Annotated in this window: 14 protein-coding genes, 1 pseudogene and 1 riboswitch; of the genes and pseudogenes, 7 read left to right on the plus strand and 8 right to left on the minus strand. The window is 62.1% G+C overall.

The window, feature by feature from the left end:
• Nucleotides 1-224 precede the first annotated feature (224 nt).
• A complete protein-coding gene (locus tag N805_RS08155) occupies nt 225-938 on the plus strand; it encodes an MgtC/SapB family protein (protein ID WP_028614007.1) in 714 nt (237 codons plus the stop codon).
• Nucleotides 939-1,122: 184 nt separating this feature from the next.
• On the opposite strand, the gene N805_RS08160 is transcribed toward N805_RS08155, so the two are convergent.
• On the minus strand, nt 1,123-2,691 hold the full coding sequence (locus tag N805_RS08160; protein WP_028614006.1) for a sensor domain-containing diguanylate cyclase: 1,569 nt from the start codon (nt 2,689-2,691) through the stop codon (nt 1,123-1,125).
• 152 nt (nt 2,692-2,843) lie between these two features.
• Between N805_RS08160 and N805_RS08165 the strand changes: the two genes are divergently transcribed.
• Together N805_RS08165 and N805_RS08170 are read left to right on the plus strand one after the other, a co-directional pair.
• Complete coding sequence (locus N805_RS08165; protein WP_028614005.1) at nt 2,844-3,344, plus strand: DUF4142 domain-containing protein; 501 nt, start codon at nt 2,844-2,846, stop codon at nt 3,342-3,344.
• Nucleotides 3,345-3,352: 8 nt separating this feature from the next.
• On the plus strand, nt 3,353-3,604 hold the full coding sequence (locus N805_RS08170; protein ID WP_028614004.1) for a hypothetical protein: 252 nt from the start codon (nt 3,353-3,355) through the stop codon (nt 3,602-3,604).
• A gap of 110 nt (nt 3,605-3,714) precedes the next feature.
• On the opposite strand, the gene N805_RS30730 is transcribed toward N805_RS08170, so the two are convergent.
• Nucleotides 3,715-3,879 (minus strand): DUF6021 family protein, encoded by a 165-nt coding sequence (locus N805_RS30730; protein WP_196305297.1) that lies wholly within the window; start codon nt 3,877-3,879, stop codon nt 3,715-3,717.
• Between the two features lie 55 nt (nt 3,880-3,934).
• A complete protein-coding gene (locus tag N805_RS08175; protein ID WP_028614003.1) occupies nt 3,935-4,921 on the minus strand; it encodes a DNA-binding protein in 987 nt (328 codons plus the stop codon).
• 239 nt (nt 4,922-5,160) lie between these two features.
• Here N805_RS08175 and N805_RS08180 point away from each other — a divergent pair, with 239 nt between their 5' ends.
• From N805_RS08180 to N805_RS08190, 3 genes and pseudogenes are all read left to right on the plus strand, one after another.
• Complete coding sequence (locus N805_RS08180) at nt 5,161-5,766, plus strand: helix-turn-helix transcriptional regulator (protein ID WP_028614002.1); 606 nt, start codon at nt 5,161-5,163, stop codon at nt 5,764-5,766.
• A gap of 102 nt (nt 5,767-5,868) precedes the next feature.
• A complete protein-coding gene (locus tag N805_RS08185; protein ID WP_028614001.1) occupies nt 5,869-6,870 on the plus strand; it encodes a threonine/serine dehydratase in 1,002 nt (333 codons plus the stop codon).
• Nucleotides 6,867-7,229, plus strand: a pseudogene (locus tag N805_RS08190) (ornithine cyclodeaminase family protein); the annotation flags it as partial. The gene N805_RS08185 and the pseudogene N805_RS08190, both read left to right, overlap by 4 nt.
• A gap of 27 nt (nt 7,230-7,256) precedes the next feature.
• On the opposite strand, the gene codA reads toward N805_RS08190, so the two are convergent.
• From codA to N805_RS08215, 5 genes are all read right to left on the minus strand, one after another.
• Nucleotides 7,257-8,498 carry a cytosine deaminase gene (gene codA, locus N805_RS08195; RefSeq protein ID WP_028613999.1) on the minus strand — a complete coding sequence of 414 codons (1,242 nt, stop codon included), beginning with the start codon at nt 8,496-8,498 and terminating at the stop codon, nt 7,257-7,259.
• Between the two features lie 4 nt (nt 8,499-8,502).
• Nucleotides 8,503-9,720: a PucR family transcriptional regulator gene (locus N805_RS08200; RefSeq protein ID WP_028613998.1), complete on the minus strand. Its 1,218-nt coding sequence runs from the start codon at nt 9,718-9,720 to the stop codon at nt 8,503-8,505.
• On the minus strand, nt 9,717-10,982 hold the full coding sequence (codB, locus tag N805_RS08205) for a cytosine permease (RefSeq protein WP_028613997.1): 1,266 nt from the start codon (nt 10,980-10,982) through the stop codon (nt 9,717-9,719). Before codB ends, N805_RS08200 begins: the two co-directional genes overlap by 4 nt.
• Before the next feature lie 362 nt (nt 10,983-11,344).
• Nucleotides 11,345-12,010: a TenA family protein gene (locus tag N805_RS08210; protein ID WP_033742512.1), complete on the minus strand. Its 666-nt coding sequence runs from the start codon at nt 12,008-12,010 to the stop codon at nt 11,345-11,347.
• Nucleotides 12,007-12,654, minus strand: a complete 648-nt coding sequence (locus N805_RS08215) for a TenA family protein (RefSeq protein WP_028613995.1) — start codon at nt 12,652-12,654, stop codon at nt 12,007-12,009. The genes N805_RS08210 and N805_RS08215 overlap by 4 nt, the downstream gene beginning before the upstream one ends.
• A 78-nt stretch (nt 12,655-12,732) precedes the next feature.
• Nucleotides 12,733-12,847, minus strand: a riboswitch (TPP riboswitch).
• A 250-nt stretch (nt 12,848-13,097) separates the two neighbouring features.
• Here N805_RS08215 and N805_RS08220 point away from each other — a divergent pair.
• Nucleotides 13,098-16,493 carry an Ig-like domain-containing protein gene (locus tag N805_RS08220; RefSeq protein ID WP_028613994.1) on the plus strand — a complete coding sequence of 1,132 codons (3,396 nt, stop codon included), beginning with the start codon at nt 13,098-13,100 and terminating at the stop codon, nt 16,491-16,493.
• Nucleotides 16,494-16,589: the final 96 nt, after the last annotated feature.

Below are 16,589 nucleotides of genomic sequence, written 5' to 3' on the forward strand. Positions count from 1 at the left end.
AACAGGAGACCTGCCTTGGACAGTAGCCCCAGTCGCTTGCGACAGGCCCACGTGGCGCGCTAGCCCGGCAGTGACCTGTACTGTCTGGCCGCTCTGGCAAGACGGTGGTTTTCTGTAACCCCCGCTTCTCCTCCCCTCCTCGTGGTCCTGCGCATTTTTCTGGTTTTTCAACCGCGCCAACTGATGGCGTTCATGCGGGCGTGTGCCTGCGGAAGAGGTTTGCTATGGATTGGAAAGTATTTCTGCTGCGCGTCAGCATTGCCCTGCTGCTGGGGGCACTGATCGGTGCCGAACGGCAATTGCGCCAACGCCTGACCGGGCTGCGCACCAATGCGCTGGTGAGTACCGGTGCCTGCCTGTTCGTGCTGATGACCCAGGCGGTGCCAGGCATGGCACCTGCCGATGCGTCGCGCGTCGCCGCGTATGTGGTATCAGGCATCGGCTTTCTCGGTGGCGGCGTGATCATGCGCGATGGTTTCAACGTGCGTGGCCTGAACACTGCGGCCACCTTGTGGTGCACCGCTGCAGTAGGCGTGCTGTGCAGCCTTGGGCTGCTGCTGGAGGCGGCACTGGGTAGCCTGGTGGTGCTGTGCGCCAATATCCTGTTGCGTGACATCGCCCAGCGCCTGGATCGTCAGGACGTGGTGCCGGCCAGCGAAGTGGAACAACACTTCGAAGTGCGCATCGTCTGCCGCGCCGAGGACGAGATCCAGGTGCGCAGCCTGATGCTGCACAGCCTGGGCGATCCGCAATTGCGGTTGCAGTCACTGCAGAGCGCAGACCTGGACAGCCCTGCGCGCCTGGAAGTACGCGCCGAACTGCTGGGCACCGCGCAGGCACCGGCTCAACTGGAGCGGCTGGTCAGCCGGGTCAGCCTGGAAAAAGGCGTAAGCTCGGTGCGCTGGCAATTGCAGCCGCAGGAGTTGGCGGCGGACTAGACCCACAGGAGAGATTCTGGGTGGCAGAGGATCCGGCTGGGCGCATTGTGGGGTTTGCGTGCGCCCGGCTTGCGGGCCGAACGACTCCGGGGCATGCTTGCCAGTGAGCACGTTCACGGTCTGCAAGGGCGATGTGCAATGCGCCGCTGCCTTGCTCATTAGCCGTTGGGGGCGCAAAGCCAGATCACGAATCCACACCCAGCACCACACTCCCCGCCACGCTATACCGGTCCCGCCCCTGCTGTTTGGCCTGGTACAACGCCCGATCTGCCGCCGCGACCAGCGCCTCGGCAGTCACGCCCTCCCGCGCCAGGTCGCCCACTGCGATCCCCGCACTGAACGATACCCGTCCCAATGGGCTGGCCGCATGCTCCAGCATCTGCCGGCGTAACAGTTGCTGCAGCTCCTGCACCAACGCCTCTGCCCCACGGCCATCGGTGTCGGGCAACAACAGCGTGAACTCCTCGCCGCCATAGCGCACAGCCAGGTCGGCGGGCCGCTTCAAGGCCTGTTGCAGCACCTCGGCAAAGCGCCGCAGGCACTGGTCGCCTGCCGGGTGCCCGTAGTGGTCGTTATAGGCTTTGAAGTAATCCAGGTCGAGCATGACCAGCGCCAGCGAATACCCTTGGCGGCGTGCCCGGCGCAGCTCTGACTCGAACACCGCATCCAGCCGGCGACGGTTACCCAGCCCGGTCAGGCTGTCGGTCAAGGCCAGCGCTTTCAGAGTCTGATGTGCCTGGAGCAGCGCCCGCTCTATGGCAATGCGCTCGCGCAACTGGCGCAGCACCACACCTGCGAACGCGGCCAGCCCGACCAGTAACAGCAACAGTACCGCCACCGATTTGATTGCATCATGCCGCCAAGGCGCGACGATCGACTCACGCGACAAGCCCGCCTCCACTACCAGCGGGTAGCTCGATAACGCGCGATAGCCATACAGCCGCGGCGTGCCATCGATCACCGCGACCGCCTCGGCTACCCCTTCTGCGGCATACGGCAGGTGGTTACGGAAAATCTCGCTGTTGGCCAGGCTGCGGCCTACCACCTGTGCCACGAACGGGCGCCGTACCAGGATGGTACCGTCACGCTTGGCCAGCACCAGCGCACCGCGTTCGTCGATCTTGAAGTCGCCGTAATAGCGCACGAACCATTCCACTTTGATGGTGCCCAGCAATACACCGGCGAAGCTGCCGTCGGCATATTCCAGGCGCCTGGAAATAGGAATGATCAGATCGCCTGTCGAACGGCTGCGTACCACCGAACCGATACGTACCCCCCGGTCGGTGTGGTTGCGATGGTAAGCAAAGTAGTCGCGGTCGGCGTTATTGGCGTTGGGCGGGATTGCCGGCTGATCGGTAACGATCCAGCTACCGTCCGGACCGTATACGAACAGCCCGTGCAGTTGCGGCATGATGCTTTTGTGCTGCACCAGCAAGGCATGCAGGCGCGGCCGGTCGATGCGCTCGAAACCGTCGCCTTCCAGGCGTTCGGCCAAGGCAGCGGTAATGGCGTCGACCTGGCGGATAGCGTCCTCGGCATGCTGCGCCGTGGCCCGGGCCAGGTTGCTGACCATGTTCTCGGCATTGCTGTAGGCGTATCGGTAGTCACGCCAGATGCGCCAGCCTTCCACCAGCACAAATGCCAGCATCACGACCAACATGAAAGCCAGTACCAGGCGGAACAGCGCCACGGCGCGGCCCTCGCCTGTTAGCGTGAAAAGTCCGTCGTCATCCTGTTTCCTGGCTGCGCACATTGAAGTCCCTGGCCATACCGCGTTCGCCGCCCTTCACTATAGTTCAGCGTCGTACAGACGAAACCGGCGGCGAAAAAGATTAAACCTTTGCCTCACCCTCACCCTCAACTGTAAGCGACACTGAGGTCGCGCCACGGTTTAAGGAGTGAAGCATGAGCAATCTCTTCATCAAGCGCGTTGGTTTCTCCATGGTGTTGGGCCTGGCATCGGTGCACGCACTGGCGGCGAGCTCCGACGACTTCGTCGATGCGGCCACCGAGGCTGGCATTGCCGAAGTGGTCACCGGCAACCTGGCCAAGGAAAAAAGCCAGAATGCCGAAATCAAGACCTTCGCCCAGCAAATGGTCACTGACCACACCCAGGCAAACCAGAAACTCGGCGACATCGCCCGCAAGCTGGACATTTCCGTTCCGGACGAGGCAGCCATGACCGACAAGGTCAAGAAAATGATCCTGGAATGGCGTGATGAATCGTTCGACAAGTCGTACCTCAACAACCAGGTCGACGCTCACGAAAAAGCGGTGGAACTGTTCAAGAAAGAGGCTGCATCGTCCGACAAGGCCGAGCTGAAGGCCTTTGCCAGCGAAACCCTGCCCAAACTCGAACAGCACCTGGAGCATGCCAAGGCGCTTCAGGCCAAGCACGCCAAGTGAGGCCCCCCATGAGTAACGATGCATTGAAAACCGAAGTGCTTACCCGCCTGCTGCATGCGCACCCTGAAGGGCTGGGCAAGGAAGTGCTGGACAACTACCGCGGTGAGAAAGCGGTGGCTGGCATGCTCAAGACACTGCAGGAAGCCGGCCTGATTCACGACGGCAGCGTGGTGGTGGGGAGTGACCACCAGATCAGCGTGCACTACCCGATCAAGCTGTCGGCGTCGGGTGTTGAAGCTGCGCGACAAGCCGAATCCTGAATACTTGCCCATCGGGCCATAAGGCCGCTTTCATGGAAAACCTGCTAGCTCATTTGAGCTAGCAGGTGCTCTGTTGAAGTGAGCTGGGCGATCTCCCGCACTGACCGCACTCACTTGTCCTTTTCAATGTCCCTGGGCGCCTTGGCCGGACCTTGCGGATCCACCTGCGGGTCGTCGACATCCGGGGAATCAGGGTCGAAACCAAGGTCGTCCGGTTTATCCGCCTGCTCCGTCGAGTGAGGCCCCTCTTTGCGTACTGGCTCTGAATCATGCATGGCGTTTTCTCCCGTGAGTGTCAAAGGAAGAACGCGCCAGCCACGGAAAGTTTGATTAATCTGCAACCGGGGCCAGTTGCGCGCGACATTGCGCCAGTGCCTGGTCACGTTCCTTCAGCTGCTCCTCAAACCGCTGCAACTGCCGCGCCTGTTCAGCGCACACATCGCGCCTGTTCTCCAGGCTTTGCGCTTGCACATCCAGCTGCCGGCGCATTTCCTCACTGGCGCCCTGGGCCTGGGCCAGGATCGTGCGCAAACCCTGAATCTGCGCATCGCGTTGTTCCAGCAACTCGTCCTGCGCCCGGCACTCACTGGCCGCCTGGCGGTGCTCACCTAGCAAGCGCTCGTTATCCCGGTGCAGGCGGGTCAGTTCGTCCTGCTTGACGATCATGCCCTGCTGCAACTGACGTACTTCCACCTGCATCTGCTGCAACTGCGCTTCGTGGCGGCGCTGTTCCTGCTCGCGCTGTTCACGGCTGGCATTGCGATAGTGCTCCAGGGCATCACGGGCATGGCGGTGCTTGTCTTCCAGCGACTTGACCTGTTCGTCCTTGTCGGCCAGGCGCACCTGCAACTCACCCAGCGATTGGTTAAGGCTGGCACTGCGTAGCTGTTCGGCTTGCAGCGTGCTTTGTGTGGACAACAGTTTTTCTGTCTCGGCGGCCAATGCCGCTGCATCGATCTTGTGCTGCTGATGCGCAGCAGCCAGAGCTTGCTGGGCGATTTCCAACTGCGCTTCAAGCTTTTCCCGCTGTTGAGTGAACGTGCTCTCGGCTTGCTCGATCTTCAGGTCGGCTTCGTCCTGCAGCTGGGTTGCCAATTGCCCGACCAGGCGGCTCAGCACATCGCTCAGCGCCACGCCGCCTTCAGAAGCCACCGGTTGCTGGCCGTTCAACTCCTTCAAGTAGCGGTGGATCGTGGTTTTGGAGCCGGTATTGCCCAGCTCGATACGTATGGCATCGATGCTGGGGTTCTCGCCCCGGGCAATCAGCGCCTGACGCGCCTGCTGCACTACCACCTTGTTGATACCGCCCCGGGCCATGCTTGCTCCTACGATTTTGTACTGTGTTATGTACCATGTAATTACGTACTAATTATGGCGATAATTCACCATGCCTGCAAACATTTCCTCAGGCGGAATAATCACGGCTTATCGCATGTGAGAAGCAAAATGCTGTTGTTTTTGACGCAGGCAGCCGTACGGAAGCCGCAGGCGCACGACCTTGTGCCGGTTACGCTTTGCCGCCACCATGGGCGTCCAGCACTGATTACCGACAGAAAATGAACCTGGAAAACTACAAGGCAATCGCCGACAGCATCGCCCTGCTGCTGTACCCGCACGCTGAAGTCATCGTCCATGACCTGCGCAGCCAGACGGTGGTGCACATCGCCAACAACTTCTCCCAACGCAAACTGGGCGATGATTCGGCGATCGACCACGAATTGGGCGATGTGCTTGACGGCGCCAACCTGGGCCCGTACGAGAAGCTCAACTGGAACGGCCAGAAGGTCCGGTCTATCAGTACCGTCCTGCGCAACGCAGAGGGCGAAGCCGAGCACCTGATGTGCATCAATCTGAACGTGTCGGTACTGGAGCAAGCCCGTGTCGCGCTCGATGCGTTCTTCCAGATGGGCCGGCTGGTACCGCAACCTGACTCGCTGTTCCGCAACGACTGGCAGGAACGTATCAACACCTTCCTGCATGCGTGGCTGCAAGCGCGCAACCTCTCGCTACAGACACTGCAGATGAAGGACAAGCGCAGCCTCGTGCAGGCACTGCACGCCGAAGGCGCGTTCGAAGGGCGAAGTGGTGCTGACTATGTCGCCAACGTGCTGAGCATGGGCCGGGCCACCGTGTACAAGTACCTGAAAGAGCTGAAGACCTAGCGCGCCCTTGACCGACAGAACGCCGCCACCGGCTGTGCTCGCGCACTTGTCTACCATGGATAATTATTCTACCGTAGACAGATATTCCATATGGAGCGCAGCATGCCAGTCTTTACAGCTTCACCGACCTTTGCCGACAGCCTTTACCTCGATGCACTGTACGAATCCATCAAGGAAGCACACAGCGCACTGCGCCCAGCCGTCAGCATCACACCGCTCACCTACAGCGCCCGGTTGTCGGCTTTGACCGGCTGCGAAGTCTTGTTGAAATGCGAACACCTGCAGCACACGGGGTCGTTCAAGTTCCGTGGCGCCAGCAACAAGATCCGCCTGCTGCCGACCGAAGCACGCAAGCATGGGGTAATCGCTGCTTCTTCCGGCAACCATGGGCAGGCACTCGCATTGGCCGGCAAAACGGCTGGCGTGCCAGTGACTGTCTACACCGCCACTTCCGCCTCGCCATACAAACTGGAGGCGATGCGTGCGCTGGGCGCCGAAGTGCTTTGCCTGCCCACGGACCCGCTAAGTGCAGAGCTGGAGGCAGGCAGGCAAGCCAAGGCTCAGGGTGTACCGTTCGTGTCCCCCTACAACGACCTGCAAGTCATTGCCGGCCAGGGCACCATCGGCATGGAGTTGTTCGAGCAGGCACCCGACCTGGACGCGGTGTTTGTTGCCGTCGGCGGTGGCGGGATGATTGCCGGCATCGCTGCCGCCTTGCGCGTGCTCAAGCCGGGTACCGAGATAATCGGCTGCTGGCCGGCGAATGACCCGGCACTGGAGCAATCCCTCAAGGCCGGAGAGATTGTCGAGGTGGACGCCCGCGAAACGCTGTCGGACGGCACAGCTGGCGGCGTTGAGCCCGGCGCCATCACCTTGCCACTGTGCCAGGCGTTGCTCACCGATACCGTACTGGTCAGCGAAGACGAAATTCGCGCCGCCATGCGCGATATCGCCAGCAATGAACGCTGGATCATCGAAGGCGCTGCAGCGGTTGCGGTCGCCGGCATGAAAAAGCTCGCCGAGCGCTATCAGGGCAAGCGTGTCGCAGTGATCCTGTGCGGCCGTAACATCGTGCTGGAAAAATTCCTCGAGGCCGTTCAATGAAAGTCTTCAGCAAGGCGCAGATCACCGCCAGCTTCAACCCGGAGCTGGCAGTTAGCCTGCTGGAATAAGGCTTCATCGCCTACTCCAGCGGCAAGGTCCAGGTACCGCCCGTGCAGGCCTTCGCATTTCAAGCGGCGAACGGTGACTGCTGCGTGAAATCGGCCTACATCGAAGGCAGCCCTACCTTCACCGTCAAGCTTTCAACCGGTTTTTATGACAACCCTTCCAAGGGCCTGCCGAGCAACGATGGCCTGATGCTGGTCCTCTCGGCGCTCACCGGGCAGCCGCTGGCACTGCTGCAGGACCAAGGCTGGCTGACCGCCATGCGCACCGCGCTGGCCGGGCGTATCGCTGCCCGGCACTGAGCACCTGAACCCATAGCGAAGTCAGAGCAAACGCTGCACCTGCGCCGGCGTACGCTGCATCAGCATCTTGCCATTGCGTACCGACACCAGTGCATGCCCCTGGGTGCGCACCATTTCGTAATCGTCAGGCGCCGACAACAGCAACAGGTTTGCCGGCCGCCCCACCTCGATGCCGTAGCGCTCGCCCAGGTTCAAGGTGCGGGCGCTGTTATCGGTGATCAGGTCAAGGCAACGCTGAAGGTCTTCGTAGCCGAGCATGTGGCAGATGTGCAGGCCGGCCTCAAGAATGCGCAGGATATTGCCATTGCCCAACGGGTACCACGGGTCGACGATGGAGTCCTGGCCAAAGCACACGTTCATCCCGGCACGGTCGATCTCGGCAACACGGGTGACGCCACGGCGTTTGGGGTAGTTGTCGAAACGCCCCTGCAGGTGAATGCTCTCCGTCGGGCACGACACGAAGTTGATGCCCGACAGCTTGAGCAGGCGGAACAGCTTGTAGCAGTAGGCATTGTCATACGAGCCCATGGCCACGGTATGGCTGGCCGTCACCCGGGCACCCATGCCGCGCACCCGGGCCTCTTCGGCCAACACTTCAAGAAAACGTGATTGCGGGTCATCGGTCTCGTCGCAGTGCACGTCCACCAGGCAACCGGTACGCTCGGCCAGGTCCATCAGAAACTTCACCGATGACACGCCCTGCTCGCGGGTGTTCTCGAAATGCGGAATGCCGCCGACCACATCGGCGCCGATGGCCACCGCTTCGGTCATCAGCGCCCGGCCGTTGGCGTACGACTCGATCCCCTCCTGCGGGAAGGCGACAATCTGCAGGTCGACTAGCTCGCGTACTTCGTCACGCACCTCGACCATAGCCTTGAGCGCGGTGAGTTTCGGGTCGGTCACATCGACGTGGGTGCGCACATGCTGGATTCCGTGGTCCACCAGCATGCCGATGGTCCTTTTCGCGCGTGTCTTGATGTCTTCATGGGTGGTGATTTCCTTGCGCTCGGCCCAGCATTCGATGCCTTCGAACAGGGTCCCGCTCATGTTCCACCGGGGTTCGCCGGCAGTCAGTGTGGCGTCGAGGTGGATATGCGGCTCGACAAAGGGCGCCACCACCAGGTTTTGCCCTGCGTCCTGGTCATGGGCGGCAACGGGCGCTACCACCTCGGTCTGCGGCACGATGGCGGCAATGCGCTCGCCGTTCAGTTCGATGCGGAACAGACCAGGCTTGCCGCGCAGCCGTGCGTTGATGATGTTCATGCTGTTACTCCTTGTCGTGGGCTTCGCTCATGCGCCATACCAGCATGGCGACCGAAGCATTCATGCGAAAAAGCGGGTCATCAATGGACTGCCCGCTCAGTTGTTCGATGCGCTGGATGCGCTGATTGATGGTGTTGCGGTGCAGCCCCAGGCGCTGTGCGGCCTTTTGCCCGTTGCCGTTTTCCATAAGCAGGGCGTCGAGGGTGTGCACCAAGGCATTGGCCTGCTTGCGCCCAGGGGCGATCAACGGGCCGAGCGTACGGCTGACAAAATCGTCGATCAGCGAGCGGTCGATGATGCCTTGTAGTAGGCGCAGCACGCCAAGTTCACTGAAGTTGCAATAGCCGTTGGCTGGGCGCAGGTGCTGCGCGACGTCCAGGGCCTGACGAGCCTCGTTGAGGGCCTGGCGATAGTGCGCGCAATCGTCGGCGACGCTCGACAAACCCATGTGCAAACTCAGTTCACACGTCGTGGCCTGCAACTGCCGGTAAAGCACAGCCAACGCCTCAGGCAAGTCGTGCGTATCTGCCAGCAGTACCACGAACAGATCACCCGGCAGCTGCGCCATCACGCTGCCTGCCCGTTGGCGGCACCAGGCTTCAAGCTGGTCTTCCAGGGCCTGACGGGTAGCTTGCCAGGTACGCTCGCCGTGGGTCAGCCCATAGCGCTCGAACAAGCCATCCACGCCCGCTAGGCGCAAAGCCAGCAACCGCCGCGGTTCGTCCAGTGCCAGTTGCAGGTGCGCTGCCCGCTGCCGGGCAATGGCCAGGCTCGGGTAGTCACCCGTGAGCAGCTGGCCAAGGATATCGTGACGCGAGCGGCGTACCTGGCTCATCTGCACCAGCGCCGTGCCGATCAGGTGGGTCACCACCACCATCTTCAGCGCATAGGGCTGCTCGATCAGCGGCAGGCCAAGTTGCTCGGCTCGCGCAATGACAGACGCAGGCACGCTCTGGATAAAGCTGCCGCCAGTGAGAATCACCATGCCGGCGATGCCCACTGCGTCGCCGTCTTCCACCAGGCTCAGCAGGTTGGCCTCACCGCGCGGGTGGTTGATGCCGGTGACGAACACCAGTTCACCGCCCATTACCCATTCGGCAATGCCTTCGTTTTCCGCCACATACGGCCAGCGCACCCGCCGCTGAAGGTTACGTGCCCCGGCCAGCACACGCATCTCGTGCAGGCCAGGCAAATGCAGGATTTCGTCCAGTGCCAGGCTCACGGCTCGACACCCGCCTGGCCTGGTGCCCTGTGGCGTGCGCCCAGTTCGAGCAGGGCGATGTAGCACAGGGCCGAGGCGCCGATACCCACCAGCGGCGCGACCCACGGCGAGGCATACGCCAGCACCGCGCCCACGGCATAGGCAAACAGCCCGATAAGGTTGTAGCGTGGCAGGCGTACCGTGGCCAGTGCCGGGTACTTGCCGCGGTGGCGATACCAGAAGTCAGCCATGATCACCCCGCCCACTGGTGGAATGATCGAGCCCAGCAGCACCAGGAACGGGATCAGCATTTCGTACATGCCACCGATCGCCAGCACTATGCCAACCCCGGCCGCCAGCAGGGTTGCCGTGCGCCTGCGCTCGCTGCGCAGCAAATGGCAGGCGGCGGCCGACACGTTGTAGATGGTCGGCCCCTGGATGGTCCACAGGTTCAGGCACAGCATCACCACCGCCGCGAACGACAAGCCCTGCAACATCATCACTTCGACGATGTCGGCCTGCTGGTAAACCATCGCGCACCAGGCACCGGCCACCACCATCAGGCCGTTACCCACAAGAAACGCGACCACGCTGGCGATCACCGCCACCCGGCCGCTACGCGACAAGCGTGTCCAGTTGGTGGCTTGGGTGGCGCCACTGGCGAAGGTGCCGAAGACCATGGTCACTGCTGCCGAAAAGGTCATGGTTTCGTGCGGTACTACTGCGGCCAGGCCGGCAAAGCCACCGACATCGCGGGTGGCAATGTACATCGAGACCAACAGCAGCACGAACATCAACGGCACCGAGACTCGCGACAGCACGTCCAGGCCCTTGAAGCCGATGATGGCAGTAATGCTGAAGCCCAGGCCAAACAAAACCATCAACGGCACGCTGAAACCTTCTGCCAACCCCAGCAGCTTGACCAGCACGATGGCCACGGTGGCTGTGCCCCAGGCGTACCAGCCCAGTTCAGCAAAACCCAGCAGAAAGTCCGAAAGCCGACTGCCCGCTTCACCAAAACAGAAACGCCCCATCAACACAGTGTTCAGCCCGCTACGCGCGGCGATGAATGCCAGCGCAGCGGCATACAAGGCCAGCAGGCTGTTGCCAAGGGTGGCCACCCACAACATGTCGACAAAATTGAAGGCCATGCCCAGCTTGCCGCCGGCGAACATGGTGCCCGTGAAAAAGGTAAAGCTGAACAGCACCATCGCAATCGGCAGCAGGCCCTTGCGGGCGGATTGCGGGGCTTCGCTGAGGGGGAATTCGCTGGGTGAGCTCATTGCACGGGGCTCCGGGTGGTAGTTGGGAGCTGGAAGAGCAATATGCGGGCCGCTTTTTCGAGCGCCGTCACCCGGAATCAAATCGGGCAGGCAGCCCAGGTGGTGATGTGCACTGTGAACATTAAAGTCGCATTTCGGCGTTATGAAGGTGTGCTGAACGACTTATTTTGAGGCATTCATGCACCAAAGCGGGCTTGGGCTGGGTAGGATTCACCCAGTCGACCAAGCACTTTGGGCCTGCTGCGCAGCCCATCGCCGGCAAGCCGGGCTCCCACAGGTACGGTGCAACCCTTCAAGCATTGCGCGGTCCCTGTGGGAGCCCGGCTTGCCGGCGATGGGCTGCGCAAAGCGGCCCCCGGGGGCTATGCCACCCCGTCCAGGCCCATCTGCCAGAAGTCCGCCTCCAGGCTGGATGCCTGGCCAAAGATCCCCACCAACTCGGCAAACCGCTGCTCGGTCATGCTCCGCGCCGCCAGCTCATCCAGGTGCTTGCGCGCAGCTGCCGCCACACCCTGATAGCCTGCCCCGGCATATTCGCCAATCCACTCGCGGTACGGGTGGTTGCTCAAATCGCCAATCCGGTCGGCCAGGGTCCGGCCGATCTCGGCATAGCCGATCACGCAGGGTGCCAGTGCCACATGCAGCTCCAGCAGGTCGCCGGCAGCGCCGCAGTCCAGCACGTAGCGGGTGTATGCCACCGTGGCCTGATGCTCTGGCGCGGCCTCGATATCGGCCTGGGTCAGCCCCCAGCGGGCGCACAGGCGCAAGTGCAGTTCGGTTTCATCCAGAATCGCCGCCAGCCCGGCCTGTGCCGCGCGGATGTCGGCCGGGCGACGGCTCTTATAGGCCGCCAGTGCCCAGGCACGGGCGAACTGGATGAGGAACAGGTAGTCCTGTACCAGGTAAGTGCGGAACGCTGCCTCACTCAGCGTGCCCTCACCCATCTGCCGCACAAAGTTATGGTCTACGTAGCTGCGCCACTGTTGGGTGGCTGCGCCCTTGAGGCGCTCGAAGATATCCATGCTCATTTGCCCTCCGGGTAAACGGCATCGAAGAAGGCCAGCTCCAGCGCAACAGTGCGCTGGTAGAAGTCACTGGCCAGTGCGGCGTGCTGCGGGCCGACACGGTCCAGCTCGGTCTGCAGGAATGCAACGAAGCTCTGGAATGCCGGGTTGTCGTGCAGGGTGATCCACTCGGCATGGACAAAGTTGTCCGGCATCGGTTTTGGCGCCTTCAGGGCCCAGTCCAGATACAGGCCTTCGGCAACGTTGAGTACCGCCAAGGCTGCGGCGTATGAGCGGGTGGCTGCCGCTTCGCGCATGATCGCCTTGAAACCTGCGGTTGGCGCGGTATCAGCCGGCTCAATGCGTTGCGCCGGGCTTACATCCAGGGCTTCGAAAGCGCGCAGGAAGTAGGTGTTCTCATCGCTTGAAATCATCCCGGCAAAGCGGCCAAAGCGCAGGCGCGCCTCGAACGTATCGGCGGTGGCGATGGCCGCGCCGAGCAGGGTCAGGAAACTGTCGAGAAAGCGATGGTCCTGCACCAGATAGTCGACCATGATCGGGTCCGGCAGGCTGCCGTCGCACAATTGGGTCACGAAACGGTGGCCAACGGCCGCCGACCAGGTCGGCTCGCTTTGGCGGCGCAGGGACTGGCTGAAACGTTCGGTCATGTTGCTGTCCTTGATGAAGGTGACAGCGAGACCTTGGCAGTTGACATGGATGGGCCTCGCAGTGAGGCCGGCAAAAAGGCAGGTAACAAGCCCCATCCCTTCGCCGGCATGATCCGGATCAGGTTCGAAGGGTCACCGCGCTGCAGCCTTCAGCGGTTTCTCAGCCCTTTGCCGGGCTCCCCTTGGTGACCAACAGATATACCCCAGCGCGCCAGGGGTGTCACGCCCCAATCCCCCCAACCAATGGGCATTGGGTACCCGCTAGTGGGGACTTAGACCCATTTTTGACGCCCCGTCATTTCACGGGCATCAGGCGCCACAAGGATTTGTTTAACAAAGCATTACCGAAATAACTGTTGGCACAGCCGTTGCTCAGGGCCTTTTAACGGGCAAAACGCCATTGATGGCTTAGAGCCATAGAGCCGCGAGCGAGGCACAAGGCAATGAAAACACCTGCCGTGATCCACCCTACAGGGCACGCATGGATGCTGTCTTCCGTCACTGCGCTAATGGTCAGCCTCGGACTGATCACGGCCATGGCCTCACCCATGGACGACAACAGCCAACCGTCGCCGACCGACCCATCGGCCTACACCGATCAGCCTGCCGACCCGACCCCGGCCTTGCTCAACCTCAACACCTTGCCAGAAGCCAACCAGGGCTCGCTTGAACTGATCAATGGCGCATACGGCGACCGCAATACGGTGCGTATAGACAACGTGCTGCCGCCCGCCCTGCAAACCTCGGACAGGTACCCCACCAACGGCAAGCCCAGCCCGTTGTTCGGTGCGCAGCCCTTCACCCAGCAATTGCTGCTGTTCGAAGAATTCGGGCCAGAAAAGCTGGACCCGACCACGCCGGCGCCCGAGCTGACCTTCCCCGTACCCACGCTCGGCGCGGCCCCCGCCCAAGACCCCAACGTAGTCGCGCGCAGCGGGCCAAGTGGCACGGCACTTGAGGCGTTTCTCAAGCAACCCGGCCTTTACCCGTTCCCGGCCCAGTACGCCAATGTGCTGGACCGCAACCCCTGGAAGGCGCAGATCGAGATGTTCCTCAACCGCCAGCCGGTCGGCTCGCCTGCCGAAGGCCGGCCGCCAGGAAAAGCCTGGTCGCACCAGCGCTGGAACGAATTCTACCCACAGGCGGCGTTCAAGACCGCCCAGGCCGGTGCGCGCATCAACCTGGGCCTGCGTGACCGCAAACAGCTGCACAACTATGCGGTTGGCGAGTTCGCACCCGGCGGCCTTTACTACCAGACCTCCGACATCCCGACCACGCTGGGCACCACCAAGGGCATCGACACGCGGTTTCACCCGAACATGCCCTTGCAGAACCATAAATCACTGTGGACATTCGACGGCACCTTCCCGGCCAAGCTGCTGATGGTGCGCTATGGTCAGCCGATCCTGATGCGCCATTACAACGCCTTGCCTATCGACCCCTCTGCCAACGGCGGCTTTGGCCTGCACACCATCTCGACCCACGAGCATAATGGCCACTCCCCGGCTGAGAGCGATGGTTTTGCCAACGCTTACTTCTTCCCCGGCCAGTACTACGACTACAGGTGGCCGGTGCAACTGGCCGGCTACGACACCATCAACACCCGTGCCCAGGATCCGCGTGCGGCCTTCCCCTGCTCGCCGGGTGAAACCTTGTTCGTCAACGACGCCACGCCGGGCCTCAAAACCTGCCAGAACGGCAGTATCAAGATCCGCGGTGACTGGCGTGAAACCATGAGCACGCACTGGTTCCACGACCACATGATGGATTTCACGGCGCAGAACGTCTACAAGGGCAACGCCGTGATGATGAACTACTACAGTGCGCTGGACCGCGGTAACGAGGCCCTGCAGGATGGCGTAAACCTGCGTTTCCCCAGCGGCTCGGGCATGCCGTGGGGCAACCGTGACTACGACGTCAACCTGGTGATTGCCGACAAGGCCTGGGATGCCAACGGCCAGCTGTGGTTCAACCCGTTCAACACCGATGGCTTCCTCGGCGACCAGATTCTGGTCAACTGGCAGTATCAGCCCAAGCTCAAGGTACGTGCGCGCAGCTACCGCTTCCGTATCCTCAACGGCTCGGTATCGCGCTACTTCAAGTTTGCCGTGGTGCGGGAAATTGCCGGGACCAGCGGTGAGTTCAAAGGCCCGTCCGGTTCCAACCTGTCGTATGCGCGGGTGCCGTTCCACATGATTGCCAACGACGGCAACATCATGGAACACGCCGTGCCATTCGACGGCACCCTGGACCTCAACGGCGACGGCAACCTGCAGGACAACAATGGCATCCTGCCGCTGCAAGCCATCGCCGAGCGCTACGACATCATCATCAACTTTGCCAAGAACGGCATCAAGGCCGGCGACAAGTTGTACTTCGTCAACCTCCAGGAGCACCGCACCGGCAAGGGCCCGGAAGCTGCCATTTCACTGGCCGATGTGCTGTCGGGCAAATACAAGGCGGTGATCAAGCAGACCAGCAAAGGCCCGCAGTGGGACAACGGCGACCCAGCAGTCGGCAAGTTCCTGCAATTGCTGGTGCAGCCTTACACCGGCCAGGACCTGAGCATGGACCCGGTGGCCTACGAGCCAGCCAAGCCAGGCAAGGCCGCAGGCCTGAAAATGCTGCCGCTGCCCATTGACCGCAACTCCGCCGCCGACCTGGCCAAGATCAAGGATGCCCGCCACCGCGAATTCATCTTTGGCCGCTCCGACGGTACCGACACCACCCCGTGGACCATCAAGACCGATGGCAGCTTTGGCTACAGCATGGACCCACGACGCATCAGTGCGGCCCCGCAGCTGGCCAACCAGTCCACCGACGGTGGTTTCAGTGGCGACGGCACGCTGGAAGTGTGGAAAATCGTCAACGGCGGTAATGGCTGGAGCCATCCGGTGCACGTGCACTTCGAGGAAGGCGTGATTCTGAGCCGCGACGGCAAGGCACCACCTGAATGGGAAAAATGGGCGCGTAAAGACGTGTACCGCATCGGGCCGGAGGCCGATTCTTCGGAAGAGGTGGAAATGGCCATCCGCTTCCGCGAGTTCGCCGGTACCTACATGGAGCACTGCCACAACACCCAGCATGAGGACTCGTCGATGCTGCTGCGCTGGGACATTGAGCACCCGGGGCAGTTCCAGGTAATGCCGACCCCGCTGCCAGGGTGGGATGGCGTGCAATACATGGCTTCGGTGGGCCTGCCAACCTTCCGTACCAAAGGCCATGACGACAACGACGACCCGGCCAACAAGCCTCCCGTCGCAGCCAATGACAGTGCAGCAACGACTGCTGGCAAGGCAATTACGCTGAACGTGCTCGCCAACGACACCGACCCGGACGGCAACGTACCGCTAACCGTGACCGGCCTCAGCCAGCCGGACTCCGGCCTGGGTAGCGTCAGCACGGACGGCACCACGGTGACTTACACCCCACCTGCCACGGTCGCCACGCCGTTCGCTGCCAGCTTCAACTACACGGCGCGTGATGCCAAGGGTGCCGAGTCGCTGACCCCGGCCACGGTCAGCATCGCCGTAACCGCAGCGGCAGCGGTCGACCAGATCCAGGTCACCAGTGCCACGGTGCAGGTGCGCAGCGGCAACCGCTTCACCTGGGATGTGCAGGGGACGACCACGGTGGCCACCGGCAACAGCATCAGTGTGACTGCGGCAACTACCGGCGGCCCGGTAAGCCTGGGGAACGCCACGCTGACTGCCGCTACCACAGGTGCCCGCTGGCGGGTCTCGGTGACCACCACCGGCTTCGGCCCGGCCACGCCAGCCACGGTCACGGTGAAATCGACGCTGGGGCAGACGGTGACAGCGCCAGTCAGATATCAGTGAGTGCACCGCTCCCACAGAAGTCGCGCAGCTGCGAGCTCTGTGAAGTTCCTGTGGGAGCGGGCGTGCCCGCGAAGGGCTGCACACCATCGAGGACCC

The sequence above is a fragment of the Pseudomonas putida S13.1.2 genome, assembly GCF_000498395.2.
GTDB classification, from domain to species: Bacteria; Pseudomonadota; Gammaproteobacteria; order Pseudomonadales; family Pseudomonadaceae; genus Aquipseudomonas; species Aquipseudomonas putida_Q.

Bases quoted from the DNA above. Each gene is read 5' to 3' on its own strand.
- N805_RS08155 (WP_028614007.1), top strand. From the start codon at position 225: ATGGATTGGAAAGTATTTCTGCTGCGCGTCAGCATTGCCCTGCTGCTG.
- N805_RS08160 (WP_028614006.1), bottom strand. From the start codon at position 2,691: ATGTGCGCAGCCAGGAAACAGGATGACGACGGACTTTTCACGCTAACA.
- N805_RS08165 (WP_028614005.1), top strand. From the start codon at position 2,844: ATGAGCAATCTCTTCATCAAGCGCGTTGGTTTCTCCATGGTGTTGGGC.
- N805_RS08170 (WP_028614004.1), top strand. From the start codon at position 3,353: ATGAGTAACGATGCATTGAAAACCGAAGTGCTTACCCGCCTGCTGCAT.
- N805_RS30730 (WP_196305297.1), bottom strand. From the start codon at position 3,879: ATGCATGATTCAGAGCCAGTACGCAAAGAGGGGCCTCACTCGACGGAG.
- N805_RS08175 (WP_028614003.1), bottom strand. From the start codon at position 4,921: ATGGCCCGGGGCGGTATCAACAAGGTGGTAGTGCAGCAGGCGCGTCAG.
- N805_RS08180 (WP_028614002.1), top strand. From the start codon at position 5,161: ATGAACCTGGAAAACTACAAGGCAATCGCCGACAGCATCGCCCTGCTG.
- N805_RS08185 (WP_028614001.1), top strand. From the start codon at position 5,869: ATGCCAGTCTTTACAGCTTCACCGACCTTTGCCGACAGCCTTTACCTC.
- codA (WP_028613999.1), bottom strand. From the start codon at position 8,498: ATGAACATCATCAACGCACGGCTGCGCGGCAAGCCTGGTCTGTTCCGC.
- codB (WP_028613997.1), bottom strand. From the start codon at position 10,982: ATGAGCTCACCCAGCGAATTCCCCCTCAGCGAAGCCCCGCAATCCGCC.
- N805_RS08210 (WP_033742512.1), bottom strand. From the start codon at position 12,010: ATGAGCATGGATATCTTCGAGCGCCTCAAGGGCGCAGCCACCCAACAG.
- N805_RS08215 (WP_028613995.1), bottom strand. From the start codon at position 12,654: ATGACCGAACGTTTCAGCCAGTCCCTGCGCCGCCAAAGCGAGCCGACC.
- N805_RS08220 (WP_028613994.1), top strand. From the start codon at position 13,098: ATGAAAACACCTGCCGTGATCCACCCTACAGGGCACGCATGGATGCTG.